A 16,754-nucleotide genomic window follows, 5' to 3' on the forward strand; every position below is an offset into this window, starting at 1 on the left:
CCCCCCACCCCCTCGGCCACACAGCAGGCCGCCGAGCAGCCCTTTCCAGGGTAGGGGCGGTGCGCGCACATCCCCGGAGGTCGGGAGGACGTTCCGCCCTCGAGGCGAACGCGGGAAACGCGTGTCAGCGTTTCCCGCTAGCCGGTCGCGACCCGCTCTCCGAATCGCGACCCCTCGCGAAGCCGACCGCGGTGAGGAGAGCGCAAGCGCTCTCCTCACAGTTCAGAACAGATCCGGCGACGGCGTCGACGCGTAGCGGATGGCGACGTCGGCGTGGCGGTCGAAGCGGTAGCCGACTCCGCGGACGGTGCGCACGATCTCCTCGTAGCGGCCGAGCTTGGCGCGGAGGCGGCGGACGTGGACGTCGATGGTGCGCTCGTTCGGCGCGTCGTCGTCCGCGGCGCCCCAGAGCGAGGCGATGAGCTCGGCGCGCTCGATGGTGCGGCCCTCGCGGAGCACGAGGTACTGGAGGAGCTCGAACTCCTTGTAGGTGAGGGGGGTGGTCTCCTCGTCGAGGATGACGCGCTTGCGGGAGATGTCGATGACGACGCCGCCGGGTGCACGGTCGGGGTCGGGCTCGGCGTCGGAGCGGCGCTTGGCGACGGCGGCCGGGTCCTGCAGCGCGAGGCGGACCACGTCCACGTCCCGGCCGCCGGCGCCCTGCGGGGCGAGGGCGACGGAGGCGTACGTCTCGGCGTCGGGGGCGAGCTGCGCCGTGACGCGCTTCAGCTCCTCGACCAGGCGGCCGAGGTCGACTCCGGCGGCGCGGGCCTTGGCCTCGTCGATGCCGACGTAGAGGGCGAAGCCGCGGGCCTCGGTGCCCTGAGGGACGGCGCGGAGGCGGGGCGCTGCGGGCGCGGCGTCGGCGACCGGCTGGAGGCGGGGCGCCTCGGTGGGGGCGGTGGCGGTGGCGGTGCGGGTGTGGAGGAGGGTCATGACGAGTCCTTGGCTGGTCGGATCCGGGACGAGTGTCCGAGGGTGCGGATCCGGGTGTGCGCGATCGAGCCGGCCCGCGGTGCGCGGTGGCGGCAGAGACGGATGCGGGGCATCCAGGGGATCGTCCGCGCCTCGGACGCTCAGCCGATCGTGACGATCAGCGGGCGGAGGCGGTGCGGGGATCCGGCGAGGTCAGTTCCTCATGCACACATTCGACAGCACATGACGGGGCCACCGGCCATCATCATGCCGGCATTCCCGATGGCCTCGAGGGAGGTCAGGGCGTGCAGGGTGTCAGTCATGTCCGTCAGTAAAGCGGAGGCCGGTGCACGGCGTCAACACTTCCGTGGGGATGGACGGCGCGTCGGGGGTGGTTCCGGTGCTCGGGAGGAGGCGCGAGTCGTGACGGGGGATCGCGATGCGGCCGCTGCGCGGGCTGCTCGATCAGCAGGACGGGCGGTGCAGGACGGTCTCGCTGAGGGGGTGTCGAGACCCTCGCTGCGCCGGCCGACCGGCACGGCTCAGCGGGGCTCCCTGTTCCGGGGCGCGACGCGAGGCCCGCTCGTCCGGGGGCCGGTGGGCTCAGCCCGCGAGGCCGTAGAGGCGGTCGCCCGCGTCGCCGAGGCCGGGGACGATGTAGCCGAGCTCGTTGAGCTTCTCGTCGAGGGAGCCGAGGACGATGGTCACGTCGCGGTCGCCGAAGGCCTTCTCGACGGCGGCCAGGCCCTCGGGGGCGGCGAGCAGGCAGACGGCGGTGACGTCGACCGCTCCCCGGTCGAAGAGGAACTGGATGGCCGCGACGAGCGAGCCGCCGGTCGCGAGCATCGGGTCGAGGACGAAGCACTGGCGGTTCGACAGGTCGTCGGGCAGGCGCTCCGCGTACGTGGTCGGCTCGAGCGTCTCCTCGTTGCGCGCCATGCCCAGGAAGCCGACCTCGGCGGTCGGGATGAGCTTGACCATGCCCTCGAGCATCCCGAGGCCGGCGCGGAGGATCGGGACGACCAGCGGCTGCGGGTCGCTGAGCGCGAGGCCGGTGGTCTGCGTCACGGGGGTCTCGATGGTGACGGTGCGGGTGCGGACGCCGCGGGTGGCCTCGTAGGCGAGGAGCGTCATCAGCTCCTCGGCGAGCTGACGGAAGGTGGGGGAGGGGGTGCGCTTGTCACGCAGCACGGTGAGCTTGTGGGTGATCAGCGGGTGGTCGGCTACGTGGACGCGCATAAGCTCAATCTACTGGCCGGAGCGGCGCCCCACCGGCCGCAGCGGGCCGCCGCAGGAGGGGGAGCGATGCGCGACAGCGATCTCCGCGTCCCCCGCCGCTCCGAGGAGTGGATGGGCCTGGCGCTCGACGAGGCGCGGCGGGCCGCGGGCTGGGGCGACGTCCCCGTGGGCGCGGTGGTGCTCGACTCGGAGGGTGCGGTGCTCGGGCTCGGGCGCAACGAGCGCGAGCTGCGGCGGGATCCGACGGCGCACGCCGAGGTGGTCGCGATCCGCGCGGCGGCCGAGGCCCGCGGCGACTGGCATCTCGAGGGCTGCACGCTGGTGGTCACGCTCGAGCCGTGCGTGCTCTGCGCCGGAGCGATCCTGGCGGCGCGGATCGACCGCGTCGTCTTCGGCGCGTGGGACGAGAAGGCGGGCGCCTCCGGATCCGTGCACGACCTCCTCCGCGACCGCCGGCACAACCACGTGGTCGAGGTGTACCCCGGGGTCCGCGCCGCGGAGAGCTCGCGGCTCCTGCTCGACTTCTTCGCCGACCGCCGCTGACGCCGAGCGCCGCCGAACCCCTCAGCTCGGAGCGCCCAGCCACTCCGTCAGCGCGAGCCGCGTCGCCGCGTGCATCCGCTCGAAGCGCTCCGCCGCGACGTCGTCGGCGAGCGCGGCGGCGTCGTAGCCCGCCGCTCCTGCCCACTCCCCGTCGCCCTCGAGCCACTGCGCGGCCATCGTGCCGGTCAGCTCGGGGTGGAACTGCACGCCGAGGAGCCAGTCCTCCACGGCGAACGCCTGCACCTCGCCCGCCGGCGACGACGCCAGCAGCGCCGCTCCGCTCGGCAGCGCGAAGGTGTCGCCGTGCCACTGCATCACGTGGACGCCGGCCAGGTGCCGGAGCGGGGAGCCGGCGCCCTCCTCCGTGAGCACGACCGGCCGGAAGCCGACTTCGCGGGCCGATCCGGGATGGACGGACTCGCCCAGGGCGGTCGCGATCAGCTGCGCTCCGAAGCAGACGCCGAGCGTGGGACGGCGGTGGTGCATCCGGTCCTGCAGGAGCGCGATCTCGGGGCTGATGAAGGGGTGCCGCGAGGTCTCGTAGACGCCGGCGCTGGAGCCGAGCGTGACGACGAGGTCGGGGGCGAGGATGTCGATCGCGTCGAGGTCCGTCCCTGCGACGGCGTCGACGGCGAACCCCCGCTCGGTCAGCATCGGCTCGAGCGCGCCGAGCCCGGCACCGCGCTCGTTGACGATCGCCAGGGCCCGGCGCATCTCAGGCGCTCCCGTGCGGCGCGGCCGGCGGGGAGGCGGCGGGCGGAGCGGCGGCGGCCGGAGCGGCCGCGGCGGCCGTCCCTTCCGCCTCCGTCACGGCCGGACGGGCCGCCGGCGGTCCCGCGCGTCCGCGGTCGACGTCGGGCTCGAGGTAGATCGTGGTGGCGGCGGGAACGGCCTCGCGGATCCGCTTCTCGGCGGCGTCGATCCCGGCGGCCACGTGCTCGAGGGTCTCGGCGGCCGGGAAGGCGAGCTTCGCGGCCACGAGGATCTCGTCCGGTCCGAGGTAGAGCGTGCGCATGTGGATGACGCGCTCGACGTCGCGCCCGGCCTCGAGCGCGGCGCGGATCGAGGCGGCGTCGGCGGGAGTCGCCCCCTCTCCGACCAGCAGGCTCTTCGTCTCGACGCCCAGCACGATCGCCACCACGATCAGCAGGGTGCCGATCATGATCGTTCCGATCGCGTCGTAGACCGAGTCGCCGGTGATCACGGTCAGCCCGACTCCGAGCAGCGCGAACGTCAGACCGGTGAGCGCGGCGACGTCCTCGAGGAGCACGACCGGCAGCTCCGGCGCCTTCGCCCGGCGGATGAACTGCAACCAGGACTGCGAGCCGCGGACCCGGTTCGACTCCTTCACTCCGGTGCGCAGCGAGTAGCCCTCGAGGCAGATCGAGATCACGAGGACCAGGATCGGCAGCCAGGAATTCTCGAGCTCGTGCGGCTCGGCGATCTTCTCGATGCCCTCGTAGAGCGAGAAGACGCCGCCGACGGAGAACAGGATGATCGACACCACGAAGGCGTAGACGTAGCGCTCCCGTCCGTAGCCGAACGGGTGCTCCTCGTCGGCGGCCTTCCGCGACTTGCGGCCGCCGAGCAGCAGGAGCAGCTGATTGCCGGAGTCGGCGAGCGAGTGCACGCCCTCGGCGAGCATGGAGGCGGATCCGGAGAAGAACCAGGCGACGAACTTCGTCAGGGCGATGCCGAGGTTGGCCGCGAGCGCCGCGATGATCGCGGTGCCGCCTCCGGATGCGCTCACGTGGTCTCCTCGGGCTCGCCGCTGGATGGTCGGGCCATCCTACGAGGCGCCGGACCGCCCCTGGACCCCCTTGCCGCGGGCTCTTCGTAGGATGAGCGGCGTGACCGATGCGCCCGTCCTGCTCCCGTCCATCGCCGTCCTCGGCCTCGGCTCGATGGGGGGTGCGATCCTCCAGGGCCTGCTGGCTCCCGGCGTGCGCGTCGAGGGGGGCGTGCGGGTGACCAACCGCGACTCCGCGAAGGCCGCCGCGTGGGACGGCCACCCGGTGGTCACCGCCTTCGCCACCGCGGACGACCCGGAGGCCAACCGGCGTGCGGTCGAGGGCGCGGCGATCGTGCTCGTGGCCGTCAAGCCGCACATGGTGCCGGACCTGCTCGACGAGATCGCCGACGCGCTCGCCCCGGGCGCGGTCGTCGTCTCCGTCGCCGCCGGCGTGACCGCGGCCACGTTCGAGCGGCACCTGCCCGCGTCCGTCGCCGTGCTCCGCTCGATGCCGAACACTCCCGCGGTCGTGGGCCGCGCCGTCACCGGCCTCAGCGCGGGCACGCGGTCCGGCGACGAGGACCTGGCGCTCGTGCGCCGCCTGTTCGAGACGGTCGGCGAGGTGGTCGAGGTGCCGGAGTCGCAGCTCGACGCGCTCTCGACGATCTCCGGCTCGGGGCCCGCCTACGTGTTCCTGCTGATCGAGGAGCTCGTCGCGGCCGCTGTCGCGAAGGGCTTCACCCCGGAGCAGGCGTCGACGATGGTGGTCGGCACGTTCCGCGGCGCGGCCGAGCTGCTCGCGGACTCCGGCGAGGAGCCCGCGGAGCTGCGCCGGCGGGTCACGAGCCCGAAGGGCACCACCGAGCGGGCCGTCGCGGTCCTGCAGGAGGCCGACCTCGCCGCCCTCTTCACGCGGGCGACCGACGCCGCGCTGGCCCGCGCCCGCGAGCTCGCCGCCTCCTGACTCCGCCCTCCTCTCCGCGAGACGCCGCTCGGGTACGCGACACCCCGGAGCGGGCGTACCGGAGCGGCATCCCGCAGAGGAGGAGGAGGAAGGGGGCGCGGGTCAGGAGCCGAGGGCCGCGAAGCGCTCGATGTCACTGGGGGTGCCGCTGACCACGATGAGGTCGTGGTTCGAGACGACGGTCTGCTCGGTCGCGTAGGTGAAGGGCTTGCCCGGGCTCTTGACGCCGACGACGGTCACGCGGTGCTTGCGGCGCACGCCCGACTCCGTGAGCGTCAGCCCCCGGATCGGCTTGGGTGGGTACATCTTCGCGAGCACGAAGTCGTCGTCGAACTCGATGAAGTCGAGCATGCGGCCCGAGACAAGGTGCGCGACGCGCTCGCCCGCCTCCGCCTCGGGGTAGATCACGTGGTTCGCGCCGATCCGCTCGAGGATCTTGCCGTGCGAGCGCGAGATCGCCTTCGCCCAGATCTGCGGGATCTTGAGGTCGACGAGGTTCGCAGTGATCAGCACGGACGCCTCGATGGAGGAGCCGACCGCGACGACGGCGACCTGGAAGTCCTGCGCGCCGATCTGCGCGAGGGCGTCGAGCGAGCGGGCGTCGGCCTGCACCGCGTGGGTGACCCGCTCCGACCACTTCTGCACGAGACCGGCGTCGGCGTCGATGGCGAGGACCTCGCGGTCGAGGCGGTCGAGCTGGCCGGCCGTGGCGGCTCCGAAGCGCCCGAGGCCGATCACCAGCACCGGGGCGTCGTACCTGATGCGGTCAACCAACGATGGGCCTCTCTTCCGGTCGTCTGAACAACTGCCTCCGCTGGCTCGCGGCGAGCGCGGCGGCGAGAGTCACGGTACCAACGCGGCCCATGAACATCGTCAGCGCCAGGATGTAGACCCCGGACGGCGGCAGCTCCGCGGTGAGCCCCGTCGAGAGCCCGGAGGTCGCGAAGGCCGAGATCACGTCGAAGAGCACGTGGTCGAGCGAGGCCTTGGTGATGTGCAGGATCAGGACGCTCGACACGGCGACCGTCGTCGCGCCCCACAGCACGACCGAGACGGCCAGGCGCAGGACGTCGTTCGGGATCCGGCGGCCGAACGCCTCCATGTCGTTGTTGCCTCGGGCCTCGGCGAAGGCGGCCAGGAACAGGATCGCGAGGGTTGTGACCTTGATCCCGCCGGCCGTGGAGGCCGATCCTCCGCCGATGAACATCAGCATGTCCGTCACGAGCAGGCTCGAGCCGTTGAGGTCGGGAACCGAGATCGTCGAGAAGCCGCCCGACCGCGTCATCGTCGAGAGGAAGAAGGACTGGAAGACGGTGTCTCCCGCATCGAGGCTGCCGAAGGTCCTCGGATTGTCGAACTCGAGCACGATGTAGAGGACGGCCCCGGCGACGAGCAGGATCACGGAGGTGACCAGCGTCAGCTTCACGTGCACCGACCACTTGCGCGGGCGCCGCCAGCCGCGGGAGAAGGCGTAGATGACGGGGAAGCCGATCGAGCCGAGGAAGACGCCGAGCATCAGGATGCCGAGGAACCAGTAGTCGTCCTCGAACGGGGTGAGTCCCGCGGCGTTCGGGGCGAAGCCGGTGTTCGTGAACGCCATCGCGGAGTAGTAGAAGGAGTGCCAAACGGCCTCGCCGATCGGGATCCCGTCGATCAGCATCCGCGGGAACAGCAGGAGCGCGACGATGATCTCGATCGCGGCGGCGCTGATCGCGACGGTGGCGAGCAGTCCGCCGATCTCGCCCAGGCGCACGGCCTGGCCCTCGGCGACGGGGCCGGAGTGGATCCGCAGCGGGTTCGAGTCGCTGGCGACCATGAGCTTCGCCCGGAGCCCGAGGCGGCGCGAGATCGCCAGGCCCATGATCGAGGCGAGCGTCAGCACTCCCAGAGCGCCGATGTTCACGCCGACGAAGATGATCGAGTGGCCGAACGCCGACCAGTGCGTCGCCATGTCGACCGTCGCGAGGCCGGTCACGCAGATCACCGACATCGCGGTGAAGAAGGCGTCGTGCAGCGGAGTGACGGTGCCCGTGGTGCTCGACACCGGCAGCGAGAACAGCAGGGTGAAAACGAGCACGAGCGCCGAGAAGATGAGGATCGCGAAGCGGGACGGCGAGCGTCCGGCGAAGTCGTCGATGAGGTCGCGGGCCCGCTCGAACCCCGACCAGGGGGAGACGGGCGAGACGCCCACGGGGCTGCGGAACTGCTGCCGAACCACCACGGCGGATCCTCCACTCGATCGCGGCCATGCTACCCGCTCGGTGCCGGGCCCCCGGGGCGCTGACTAGCCTGGGCGCATGGCTGACATCTTCGGGGTGATCGCGGACGGGACCCGCCGGGACATCCTCGCCCTGCTGCTCGAGCAGCGGCGGGACGGCTCGGCCGAGGGCATGAGCGTGTCGCGGATCGTGGCGCGCCTCGAGCTGAGCCAGCCGACCGTCTCGAAGCACCTCAAGGTGCTGCGCGAGACCGGCCTCGTCACGGTGCGCGAGAGCGGACAGCACCGCTTCTACGCGCTCGAGTACGCGCCGCTGGCGGAGGTCGAGGACTGGCTGCTGCCCTTCCTCGCCGAGGACGAGGCGGCCGGCGCCCTGCTCGACGCTCCGACCGCGGCCCGGGCGGAGTCGCTGGGTCGGGCGCTCGCCGAGCGCACCCACCAGGTCAGCACCGTGGTGCAGGACATCCAGCGGGGCGTCAGCGAGGGAGCGACGAAGGTGGCGGAGGCGCTGCGCATCCGCAAGTGAGGGGCGCCGAGGAGCCGGAAACGGTGGAGCCCCGGGTCGTGTAAGCTCGCGGGAGCCAGTTTTTCGTAAGCGGCCGCCCGTCGGGCGGTCGACCCCCTGAACGTTGTGAGGTCTTCGTGGGTTCTGTCATCAAGAAGCGTCGCAAGCGTATGGCGAAGAAGAAGCACCGCAAGCTGCTTCGCAAGACTCGCCACCAGCGTCGCAACAAGAAGTAGGCTCGCGCCTCTTCCCACTCGAGCGTCCGCCCTTCCGGGGTCGGGCGCTCGTCTGCGTTCACGGATCATCCCGGCGGCGCTCGCCGTCTCGGCGCCCGTCGCCGGGGCCGCCGTACACTGACCGCATGGTGGACGTGGAGCTGACGCTCGTGGGCAAGCCGGGCTGTCATCTCTGCGACGACGCGCGGACCGTGGTCGAGCAGGTGGTCGCCGACCTGGGCGCCGAGGCGTCGGTCGCCGTCTCGGAGGTGTCGATCCTCGACGATCCCGAGCTGCACGAGCGCTTCGTCGAGGAGATCCCGGTGGTGCTGATCGACGGGCGCGTGCACACCTTCTGGCGGGTCGATCCCGTGCGGCTCCGGCGGGCCCTCCTCGATCGCGGGTGAGCTTCGACCGGGCCGTCCGGACGGAAGCACGACCGCGACGTCCCTCTGACGGGGGACAGGACGGCTCGCGATAGCTCGCCTCTCGCCCTTACCCTCGTGAGGGGGGAGTGCGCTCCTCCGTGCGCGGACGCAGATCGTCGCCCGTGGAGGAAGGAACCGCCATGCCGTCATCCCGCCGACTCGCCCTGCCCGCCGCCGCTCTCGCGGCGCTCGTGCTCGGCCTGGCCCTCCCCGGAGCGGCCGTCGCGGCCCCCTCCGCCTCGACGGTCTCGACCACGGTCGAGCAGCCGGCCGCGACGACCATCCCCGGCGTGCCGGAGGATCCCGAGCAGCCGGGCGACGGCGGCTCCGACCCCGTTCCCGGCGTCCCCGAGGAGCCCTCCGTTCCCGGAGTGCCCGAGGAGCCGGCAGAACCCGAGCAGCCCGCTCCCGTCGACCCCGCGCCCGTGGACCCCGCGCCCGTGGACCCCGCGCCGGTCGATCCGGCACCGGTCGACCCCGCGCCCCAGCAGCCGAGCCAGCCCTCCACCGGCGGCGGATCCACCGGCGGCGGATCGACCGGCGGCGGCGGCCAGCAGGGCGGCTCCGGCGGCGGCCAGCCCTCCACCGGCGGCGGATCGTCCTCCGGCGGCTCCGGCTCCGGCGGCGGCACCACCGGCGGAGCGACGTCCGGCGGCACCTCCGGCGGCGGCACCACCTCCGGCACCACCACGTCCGGCACCGCCGGCTCCTCCGGTGCGGGCGCCGTCACTCCGGCGGCGTCGGCCCCCGGACGCACCGAGCTCGGCACCTCGACCGAGGGCGCGAAGCCGGCGGCCGGTGCCGCGACCGCGGACGTCTTCCTCACCCGCGAGCTCGCCGTCCAGCCGGAGGCGCTCACCGTCGAGCTCGCCCGCTTCTACGGCGTCGGCTTCTCGTACACCGGCTTCGCGAGCGGCGAGGCCGTCTCCGCGGTCCTCCGCGACCCGAACGGCACCAAGACCCCGCTGACCCTCGAGGCGGGGAGCGGCACCGCGACCGTGCCGACCGCGCTGATCACCAAGTCGGGCGCCTTCACGGTCGACCTCACGGGCGACCAGGGCTCCGCCGCCAAGGTCGTCTTCCGGCTCGCGCCCTCCACCGGCAACGGCCTCCTGCTCGAGCCGCGCGAGCTCGGCGACGGCAGCACCGAGGCGCCCCGCGGCGCCGTCTGGGGCTTCGACGCCGACGAGGAGGTCGCCGTGGGCGCCTTCGAGACCTCCGGGGCCCGCGCCGACCTGGCCGCCGGCGACGTCGCCGTGCAGTCCGACTCCATCGGCTGGGCCGAGCTGGCGCTGGGCGACGCGGTCGTCGCCGACCCCGACCCCTCCGTCTACTGTGTCGTCGCCTTCGGTCGCGAGTCGCACCGCACGGCAGCCGTGACCGTCTCCTACCGTGACAGCGACACCACGGCCGCACCGTGGGAGGCGCAGCAGGTCTGCGGCACCGCGATCAGCGCCGCGCGCACCGCCTTCCTCAGCACGGCCGCCTCGGCGGGACCGGCCGGCATCACGCCGACCACCGCGCTGATGATCGGCGGCGGTGCGGTCGCCGCGTCGCTCGTCGCCTGCGCGGCCGTCCTGGTCGTGATGCGCCGCCGGCGCATGAACACGGACCTCTTCATCGGCGGACCGCTGCCGCGCACGCAGAGCGACTGACGCGTCCCGAGGACGAGGGAAGGCCCGCGGGACGCGATCCCGCGGGCCTTCCCTCGTCCTCTCCAGGCGCTCAGCCGGCCGCGGTGAAGCGGAGGAGGATCGTCCGCGCCTCCGGCCGCAGCTGGAAGTCGGGCCACACGTCCGGACCGCACGCGCGGGAGCCCAGGCCGTGCTGGGCGGCGTCGATCACGAGGACCGCGCGCTCCGATTCCGGCAGCTCGTGCGGGTGCGCGGCGGCCGTGATCTCCTGCGGCGTGTGCCGCGCCAGGGTGAAGCCGGGGAGGCGCCCGTGCAGGTCGCGCGCGGCTTCGATGCGGAGGCGGGGCGAGCCCGCCTCCGTCAGCGTCAGCTCGCGCACGCTGCTGCGGTGACCGCTCTCCTGCGGGCGGGCGTACGGAGTCGTCAGCCGGTCCATCTCCGCCGTGAATCGCCCCACCCGCGCGGCCCGGAGGCTGTCGGGGTAGGACTCGAGTGGGCCGGTGCCGAACCACTCCGCGCCGTCGATCGACGCGGGCAGGTCGATCAGGATGCCCAGCCGCGGCCAGACGGAGTCCCAGCCCCGGGTCGGCACGAGGTCGACGCGGAGGACCGTGCTCTCCCCGTCGACGCTCCAGCGCTCCTCCATCAGGAGTCCCGCGTCGAAGTCCGCGGCCGAGAAGCGGGTCACGCAGCGGAGCCCGGCGGAGGCGTCGACCTCCTGCACGCGGCCGACCAGGCGGTCGAGTCCGGCCTCGCGCCAGCGGGCGGCGGAGGAGGGGGCCGGCATCCCGCGGCCGTCGCCGTCGTACGGGTCGCCGGTGACGTAGCCGGGGAAGCCCGCGCCCTCGTCGTTGTCGGTCGGGGCGCGCCAGAGCTCGGCGCGCGGTCCGTCGACGGGCAGGCCGGCGAGGGAGGCGAGCCGACCGTCGCGGAACCGCGCGACTCCGAGCGCGCCGCCCTCGAGGGGCGGAGCCGAGCGGACGGCGCGGGTCCACGCGGGCACCGCCGACGGCGCGGCGAGGAGGTGCTGACCGGTGGAGAGCACGTGGCCCTCCTCCGCCCAGGCGGTCGGGGCGTCGAGGACCGCGTCGACGGTGAGCCAGGTCTCGCCGCCGGGGCGCACCTCGAGCGGGGGGAGCTCCACGTGCACGGCGTCGCCGGCCGCGATGACCGGGGCGTCGAGCACTCCCTCCGAGGTGACCCGCCCGTCCCGCTCGACCCGCCACGCGAAGCGCAGATCGGCGGTGGAGGCGTCGTGCCGGCGGTTCTCGATGACGACGCCGTCGCCGCGGACCGTGAGGCGCACCGGAGCGACGATCTGCTTCCACTCGAACAGGCCCGGGCTGGGCGTGCCGTCGGAGAGCACCATGCCGTCCATCACGAAGTTGCCGTCGTGCACCACCTCGCCGAAGTCGCCGCCGTACGCGTAGTACTCGACGCCCTCCGGCGTGCGCGCCCGCAGGCCGTGGTCGCGCCACTCCCAGACGAAGCCGCCGTGCAGCCGCGGGAAGCGGTCGACGAGGTCCTCGTACTGGTCGATCGCTCCCGGGCCGTTGCCCATCGCGTGCACGTACTCGCAGAGCAGGAAGGGCTTGGAGCGCTGCCGAGCGGACTCGCCGGGGGAGCAGCCGAGGAGCGGAGTGAGCGAGCCGTCGGTGCCGATCCGCTCGGTCTCGGGGATCGAGGAGTACATCCGCGAGTACACGTCGGTGTACGCGCCGGTGTAGTCGCCCTCGTAGTGGACGGGGCGCTCCGGGTCGCGCCCGTGCACCCAGGCGGACATCGCGGCGAGGTTCGCGCCGGTGCCCGCCTCGTTGCCGAGGGACCAGAGCACGATGCTCGGGTGGTTCTTGTCGCGCTCGACGGTCCGCTCGATGCGGTCGAGGTACGCCTCGCGCCAGGCGGGGTCGTCGCTGGGGTTGCCCGCCCAGCCGACCCGCTCGAAGCCGTGGGTCTCGAGATCGCACTCGAGGACCACCCAGAAGCCGAGCTCGTCGGCGAGGTCGAGCAGACGGGGATGCGGCGGGTAGTGGCTGGTGCGGATGGCGTTCACGTTGAAGCGCTTCATCATCGCGAGGTCCTCGCGGGCGGAGTCCTCGTCGAACGCTCGACCGCGGTCGGGGTGCGTCTCGTGGCGGTTGACGCCGTGGAAGACGACGCGCTCGCCGTTGACCAGGAAGCGGTCGCCGCGGATCTCGACCGTGCGGAAGCCGAGCCGCAGCGAGACCGTCTCACCGGCGGAGGCGAGCGTCGCGTCGTAGAGGCGCGGAGCCTCCGCCGACCACGGCTCGACCTCGGGGACCTCGATCGCGGCGATCTCCTCCGCCGAGGCCCAGACCGTCTCGATCCCGAGCCCGGGCACGCGCAGCGTCAGCGGGAACGCGTCGGCCGCGGCGGTCACCTCCGCCTCGATCCGGCCCGCGCCGCCGGTGAAGGAGGAGCGCAGCCACACGTCCTCGATCCCGCCGACGGGGCGCGCGAGCAGGTGCACCGAGCGGAAGATCCCCGGCAGCCACCACTGGTCCTGGTCCTCCACGTAGCTCGAGGCCGACCACTGGTGCACGCGGACCACGACGAGGTTCTCGCCCGGGCGGACGACGCCGGTGACGTCGAACTCCTGCGCGAGCCGGCTGCCGGAGCCGATCCCGATCTCGACGCCGTTGACCCAGACGCGGTACCGCGACTCGACGCCGTCGAAGCGCAGGACGACCGCCTCGGCGGAGTCCCACTCCTCCGGGACCACGACGGTGCGGCGGTAGTCGCCCGTCGGGTTCGCGTCCGGAACGAACGGCGGCTCGGTCGGGAACGGGAACTGCACGTTCGTGTAGGCCGGCAGTCCGTAGCGCCCGTCGCCCTGCAGCACCCAGTGCGAGGGCACCGGCATCAGGTCCCAGCCGGAGTCGTCGAACGACTCGTCCCCGACGGCGTCCACGCCCTCGCCCTCCGGCAGCACGCCGGCGCCGCCCGGGGTCCCCGGAGCGGCGGGGAGCAGGCGGAAGCGCCACTCCCCGTCCAGCGGGAGCGCCGGGGCGTCGGTGTGCAGCCACGAGCGGGGGGCCCGGCGGCGGCCGGAGCCCGGTCCGGTGTCCGTCAGGTAGTGGGAGGTCGTCGGGGGAGTCGTCACTTCACGGAGCCTTCCGTCAGGCCGCCGCGCCAGAAGCGCTGCAGCACGATCATGGCGATGGCGAGCGGGATGATCGACAGCAGGACGCCGCCGGTCGTCAGCTCGTAGAACTCGGGCAGGCGGTCGACCTGTCCGAGCCAGTTGTTCAGTCCCAGTGTGATCGGGAACAGGTTCGTGTCCGAGAGCATCACCAGGGGCAGGAAGTAGTTGTTCCAGATCCCGACCAGCTGGAAGAGGAACACGGTGACCAGCGCGGGAGTCAGGATGCGCAGCCCGAGCGTGTGGAAGATCCGCAGCTCCCCGGCGCCGTCGATGCGCGCCGCCTCGATGATCGCGGTGTCCACGGTCGCCTGAGCGTAGATCCGGCAGAGGAACAGCCCGAACGGCGAGACGAGCGAGGGGATCAGCACGCTCCAGTAGGTGTTCGCGATGCCCATCTGGCTGAAGAGCAGGAACAGCGGCAGAGCGGTCGCGGTGCCCGGCACCAGGACGCCCGCGAGGATCGTCCCGAACACGAGCCTGCTGCCGCGGAACTCGTACTTGGCCAGCGCGTAGCCGCCCGCCGCGGCGAGGTAGGTCGCGAGCAGGGCGCCCACTCCGGCGTAGAGGACGGAGTTGAGGAACCAGCGGACGAAGATGCCGTCGCCGTAGGTCAGCACCTGCGTCAGGTTGTCCCAGAGCGCGAACGTCGGGGCGAACCAGAAGCCGTAGGTGGCGAAGAGGTCCTCGGTCGTCTTGGTCGCCGCGACGACGACCCAGTAGACGGGGATGAGGAAGTAGACCGCCACGACGACGAGGATCGCGGTGACGATGATGGTCGAGGCGCGGTTGCGGCCGGCCGAGCGGTCGGGCCCGCGTCCGGCCTTCACGGGGCGGTCGGCGGTGACGACTCCGGTGGTCGTGGTCGGCGGGGTCTCGGTGCGGCTCATGACGACCTCCTGTTCGAGATCGAGAGGAACGTGAAGGAGAGCAGGAACGCGACCAGCGCGATCAGGACGGCCTGGGCGGCGGCGACGTTGTAGTCGTTGTAGGCGAAGGCCGTGGTGTACGCGCTGAGGTTCGGCGTGTACTGGCTGTCGATCGCCGGAGCGACCGTCTTCAGCACCTGCGCCTCGGCGAACAGCTGGAGCGTTCCGATGATCGAGAAGATCGTCGTCAGCACCAGCGCGGGGCGGATGAGCGGCAGCTGGATGCTGCGGGCGACGCGCCAGGTGGAGGCGCCGTCGACCTTCGCCGCCTCGTAGAGCTCGACCGGGATCGCCTTGAGCTGGGCGACGATGATCAGCATGTTGTAGCCGGTGTAGCTCCAGAGCGAGATGTTCGCGATCGACCAGAGCACCGTGTCCGCACCGAGGAAGTCGGGCTGGAGCCCGACCACGTTCGCCGCGTCGATGAGCGGGCTGAGGCCGGGCACGTAGAGGAACGACCACAGGATCGTCGCGATCACTCCGGGCACTCCGTAGGGGAGGAAGTAGGCCGCCCGGAAGAAGCCGGGGAACTTCGCCGACGCCGACTCGAGCATCAGCGCGAGGACGGTGCAGAGGGCGATCATCACCGGCACCTGGACGACGCCGAAGAGGAACATCCGCCCGATGGAGGCGATGAAGTTGCCGTCGGCGAGGGCCTGCGCGTAGTTGTCGAAGCCCGCGAACCCGCTGGTGACCCCGGCCTCGCCGAAGAGGCCGGAGCGCGTCACCTTCGTGAAGCTGGAGCCGACGGCGACGACGATCGGGACGATGAACGTGAGGACGAACAGGGCCAGGAAGGGTCCGAGGAGGATCCACGGGGCGCGGGCGACCGCGCGGCTGCGCCGGGGCGCGCCCGGCGTCCGCGTGGTGGCCGCGACCGCGGCGGCGGCGGGGGAGGTCGTGGTGGTCATGCGGAGGCCCTCCTGATGCTCAGGCCCTTGTTCTCGAAGACCGTGATGATCTGCTGCTCCGCCTCGGCGACCGCGTCCACGAGCGAGAGCCCGGACGCCTTCTTCCGGAAGCCGTCGCTGAGGATGTTGAAGGACTGCTGCGTGACGGGCCACCAGGACCAGTCGGGGTTCTGCTCCTTCGATGCGGGCACGAGGACGTCCTCGTTGTAGTTCTGCCCGCTGAAGAAGTCGCTCGGACCCTTACGGGCCGTGCCGATCTCGCCGACCGCGGGAGACCAGCCGATGCCGCTGTTGGCGATCATCGCGTCGATGCCCTCCTGCGTGGTGGTCATCCAGACGGCGAACTCGATCGCCTCCTCCGGGTGCTTGCTGCTCGAGAACACCGACGCGGTCGATCCGCCGAGGAAGCTCGAGCCGAAGCCGGTGTCGCCCCAGACGGGCATGGGAGCCGCGCGCCACTTGCCCGCGCCTCCGCTGACCCCCTCGATCAGGGCGTCGCCCCAGCTGCCGGTGGCGCAGGAGGCGATGCCGCCCTTCGCCGCGGCCGCGAACCACGCGGGGGAGTAGGCGCCGTAGCCGGTCTGCACCAGGTCCTGGTCGATGGCCGTGTCGAAGAAGGAGGCGACGCGCGTCGTGGCGTCGTCGGTCATGTCGATGACCCAGCCGTCCTCCTCCGGGCGCAGCCACTGCGCGCCGGCCTGCGTCGCGAACGCGGCGAAGACCGAGGCGTCGGCGAGCGGGAAGCAGTCGATGTAGGAGCCGGCTCCGCGCAGCTCCGTCGCCACCGCAGCCCAGTCGTCCCAGGTCGTCGGCGGCTCCGCACCCACCTTCCCGAACACCTCGGGCTGGTAGAAGAGCGCCATCGGGCCGCTGTCCTGAGGGATGCCGTAGACGCCGCCCGTGTAGCTGACCTGGCCCCAGAGCGTGGGGTCGTACAGGTCGCGGTACTGCTCGACGCCGTACCGGGTGAGGTCGACCAGGCCGTTGACGAGCATGAACTCGGGGACGGAGCGGATCTCGACCTGGCCGAGGTCCGGCCCGCCGCCCGCGGCGAGGGCCGAGTAGAGCTTCTGGTACCCGCCCGCGTTGCCGCCGGGGATCCAGACGGCCTCGACCTGGATCTCGGGGTGCGAGGCGTTCCAGACGTCGCAGACCTTCTGCAGGTCCTTCAGCCAGCCCCAGTACTGCAGGCGGACCGGGCCGGTGGCCGGGGCGATCGTCGGCGCCGTGTTGACCGACACGGTGCCCGGTGTCGCGCAGGCCGTCAGGCTCCCGAGTGCCGCGGTGCCGAGACCGGCGGCGATGAGCTGTCTCCGGGTGAACGGATGCATCTTCCCTCACTTCGTCGTGGTGGAGAG

General features: G+C 72.4%; 16 protein-coding genes. 6 read left to right on the forward strand and 10 right to left on the reverse strand.

What is annotated here, in order from left to right; translation table 11 throughout:
* Positions 1-222: 222 nt before the first annotated feature.
* Together C5B93_RS09925 and upp are read right to left on the reverse strand one after the other, a co-directional pair.
* On the reverse strand, positions 223-936 hold the full coding sequence (locus C5B93_RS09925; RefSeq protein WP_104292394.1) for a winged helix-turn-helix domain-containing protein: 714 nt from the start codon (positions 934-936) through the stop codon (positions 223-225).
* Between the two features lie 582 nt (positions 937-1,518).
* Entirely contained in the window at positions 1,519-2,154 is a 636-nt protein-coding gene (gene upp / locus C5B93_RS09930; RefSeq protein ID WP_104224850.1) for a uracil phosphoribosyltransferase, read from the reverse strand.
* Positions 2,155-2,220: 66 nt separating this feature from the next.
* Between upp and C5B93_RS09935 the strand changes: the two genes are divergently transcribed.
* The gene (locus C5B93_RS09935; protein WP_104254860.1) at positions 2,221-2,697 is read left to right on the forward strand and encodes a nucleoside deaminase; all 477 of its coding nucleotides are present in this window, start codon (positions 2,221-2,223) and stop codon (positions 2,695-2,697) included.
* A 21-nt stretch (positions 2,698-2,718) separates the two neighbouring features.
* On the opposite strand, the gene C5B93_RS09940 is transcribed toward C5B93_RS09935, so the two are convergent.
* Together C5B93_RS09940 and C5B93_RS09945 are read right to left on the reverse strand one after the other, a co-directional pair.
* Positions 2,719-3,411 (reverse strand): gamma-glutamyl-gamma-aminobutyrate hydrolase family protein, encoded by a 693-nt coding sequence (locus C5B93_RS09940; protein WP_104292395.1) that lies wholly within the window; start codon positions 3,409-3,411, stop codon positions 2,719-2,721.
* Position 3,412: 1 nt separating this feature from the next.
* On the reverse strand, positions 3,413-4,447 hold the full coding sequence (locus tag C5B93_RS09945; RefSeq protein ID WP_104257150.1) for a cation diffusion facilitator family transporter: 1,035 nt from the start codon (positions 4,445-4,447) through the stop codon (positions 3,413-3,415).
* A gap of 91 nt (positions 4,448-4,538) precedes the next feature.
* Between C5B93_RS09945 and proC the strand changes: the two genes are divergently transcribed.
* A complete protein-coding gene (gene proC / locus C5B93_RS09950) occupies positions 4,539-5,393 on the forward strand; it encodes a pyrroline-5-carboxylate reductase (RefSeq protein ID WP_104292396.1) in 855 nt (284 codons plus the stop codon).
* Positions 5,394-5,495: 102 nt separating this feature from the next.
* Here the strand turns inward: proC and C5B93_RS09955 are convergent, their stop codons facing one another.
* Complete coding sequence (locus C5B93_RS09955) at positions 5,496-6,167, reverse strand: TrkA family potassium uptake protein (RefSeq protein ID WP_068255410.1); 672 nt, start codon at positions 6,165-6,167, stop codon at positions 5,496-5,498.
* On the reverse strand, positions 6,160-7,530 hold the full coding sequence (locus tag C5B93_RS09960; protein WP_244229642.1) for a TrkH family potassium uptake protein: 1,371 nt from the start codon (positions 7,528-7,530) through the stop codon (positions 6,160-6,162). Before C5B93_RS09960 ends, C5B93_RS09955 begins: the two co-directional genes overlap by 8 nt.
* A gap of 160 nt (positions 7,531-7,690) precedes the next feature.
* Between C5B93_RS09960 and C5B93_RS09965 the strand changes: the two genes are divergently transcribed.
* The 4 genes from C5B93_RS09965 (at position 7,691) to C5B93_RS09980 (ending at position 10,414) form a co-directional block, all read left to right on the forward strand.
* A complete protein-coding gene (locus tag C5B93_RS09965) occupies positions 7,691-8,137 on the forward strand; it encodes a helix-turn-helix transcriptional regulator (protein ID WP_104224854.1) in 447 nt (148 codons plus the stop codon).
* 116 nt (positions 8,138-8,253) lie between these two features.
* Entirely contained in the window at positions 8,254-8,352 is a 99-nt protein-coding gene (locus C5B93_RS09970) for a 30S ribosomal protein bS22 (protein ID WP_003792170.1), read from the forward strand.
* Positions 8,353-8,477: 125 nt separating this feature from the next.
* Entirely contained in the window at positions 8,478-8,738 is a 261-nt protein-coding gene (locus C5B93_RS09975) for a glutaredoxin family protein (protein ID WP_104233428.1), read from the forward strand.
* 161 nt (positions 8,739-8,899) lie between these two features.
* On the forward strand, positions 8,900-10,414 hold the full coding sequence (locus C5B93_RS09980; RefSeq protein WP_104292397.1) for a hypothetical protein: 1,515 nt from the start codon (positions 8,900-8,902) through the stop codon (positions 10,412-10,414).
* A 70-nt stretch (positions 10,415-10,484) separates the two neighbouring features.
* Here C5B93_RS09980 and C5B93_RS09985 read toward each other — a convergent pair whose 3' ends face one another.
* The 4 genes from C5B93_RS09985 to C5B93_RS10000 are packed head-to-tail and all read right to left on the reverse strand — an operon-like array spanning position 10,485 to position 16,727.
* Positions 10,485-13,517 (reverse strand): glycoside hydrolase family 2 TIM barrel-domain containing protein, encoded by a 3,033-nt coding sequence (locus tag C5B93_RS09985; RefSeq protein WP_219814037.1) that lies wholly within the window; start codon positions 13,515-13,517, stop codon positions 10,485-10,487.
* Positions 13,514-14,446 carry a carbohydrate ABC transporter permease gene (locus C5B93_RS09990; protein WP_104225919.1) on the reverse strand — a complete coding sequence of 311 codons (933 nt, stop codon included), beginning with the start codon at positions 14,444-14,446 and terminating at the stop codon, positions 13,514-13,516. Before C5B93_RS09990 ends, C5B93_RS09985 begins: the two co-directional genes overlap by 4 nt.
* Positions 14,443-15,396, reverse strand: a complete 954-nt coding sequence (locus C5B93_RS09995; RefSeq protein WP_104266728.1) for a carbohydrate ABC transporter permease — start codon at positions 15,394-15,396, stop codon at positions 14,443-14,445. Before C5B93_RS09995 ends, C5B93_RS09990 begins: the two co-directional genes overlap by 4 nt.
* A complete protein-coding gene (locus C5B93_RS10000) occupies positions 15,393-16,727 on the reverse strand; it encodes an ABC transporter substrate-binding protein (protein WP_104292398.1) in 1,335 nt (444 codons plus the stop codon). The genes C5B93_RS09995 and C5B93_RS10000 overlap by 4 nt, the downstream gene beginning before the upstream one ends.
* Positions 16,728-16,754: the final 27 nt, after the last annotated feature.

The organism is Rathayibacter sp. AY1A2, from assembly GCF_002930935.1.
GTDB lineage: Bacteria > Actinomycetota > Actinomycetes > Actinomycetales > Microbacteriaceae > Rathayibacter.

What these genes read in the sequence shown, in the direction of transcription:
- C5B93_RS09925 (WP_104292394.1), bottom strand. Translation starts at nt 936, where the DNA reads ATGACCCTCCTCCACACCCGCACCGCCACCGCCACCGCCCCCACCGAG.
- upp (WP_104224850.1), bottom strand. Translation starts at nt 2,154, where the DNA reads ATGCGCGTCCACGTAGCCGACCACCCGCTGATCACCCACAAGCTCACC.
- C5B93_RS09935 (WP_104254860.1), top strand. Translation starts at nt 2,221, where the DNA reads ATGCGCGACAGCGATCTCCGCGTCCCCCGCCGCTCCGAGGAGTGGATG.
- C5B93_RS09940 (WP_104292395.1), bottom strand. Translation starts at nt 3,411, where the DNA reads ATGCGCCGGGCCCTGGCGATCGTCAACGAGCGCGGTGCCGGGCTCGGC.
- proC (WP_104292396.1), top strand. Translation starts at nt 4,539, where the DNA reads ATGAGCGGCGTGACCGATGCGCCCGTCCTGCTCCCGTCCATCGCCGTC.
- C5B93_RS09965 (WP_104224854.1), top strand. Translation starts at nt 7,691, where the DNA reads ATGGCTGACATCTTCGGGGTGATCGCGGACGGGACCCGCCGGGACATC.
- C5B93_RS09975 (WP_104233428.1), top strand. Translation starts at nt 8,478, where the DNA reads ATGGTGGACGTGGAGCTGACGCTCGTGGGCAAGCCGGGCTGTCATCTC.
- C5B93_RS09980 (WP_104292397.1), top strand. Translation starts at nt 8,900, where the DNA reads ATGCCGTCATCCCGCCGACTCGCCCTGCCCGCCGCCGCTCTCGCGGCG.
- C5B93_RS09990 (WP_104225919.1), bottom strand. Translation starts at nt 14,446, where the DNA reads ATGAGCCGCACCGAGACCCCGCCGACCACGACCACCGGAGTCGTCACC.
- C5B93_RS09995 (WP_104266728.1), bottom strand. Translation starts at nt 15,396, where the DNA reads ATGACCACCACGACCTCCCCCGCCGCCGCCGCGGTCGCGGCCACCACG.
- C5B93_RS10000 (WP_104292398.1), bottom strand. Translation starts at nt 16,727, where the DNA reads ATGCATCCGTTCACCCGGAGACAGCTCATCGCCGCCGGTCTCGGCACC.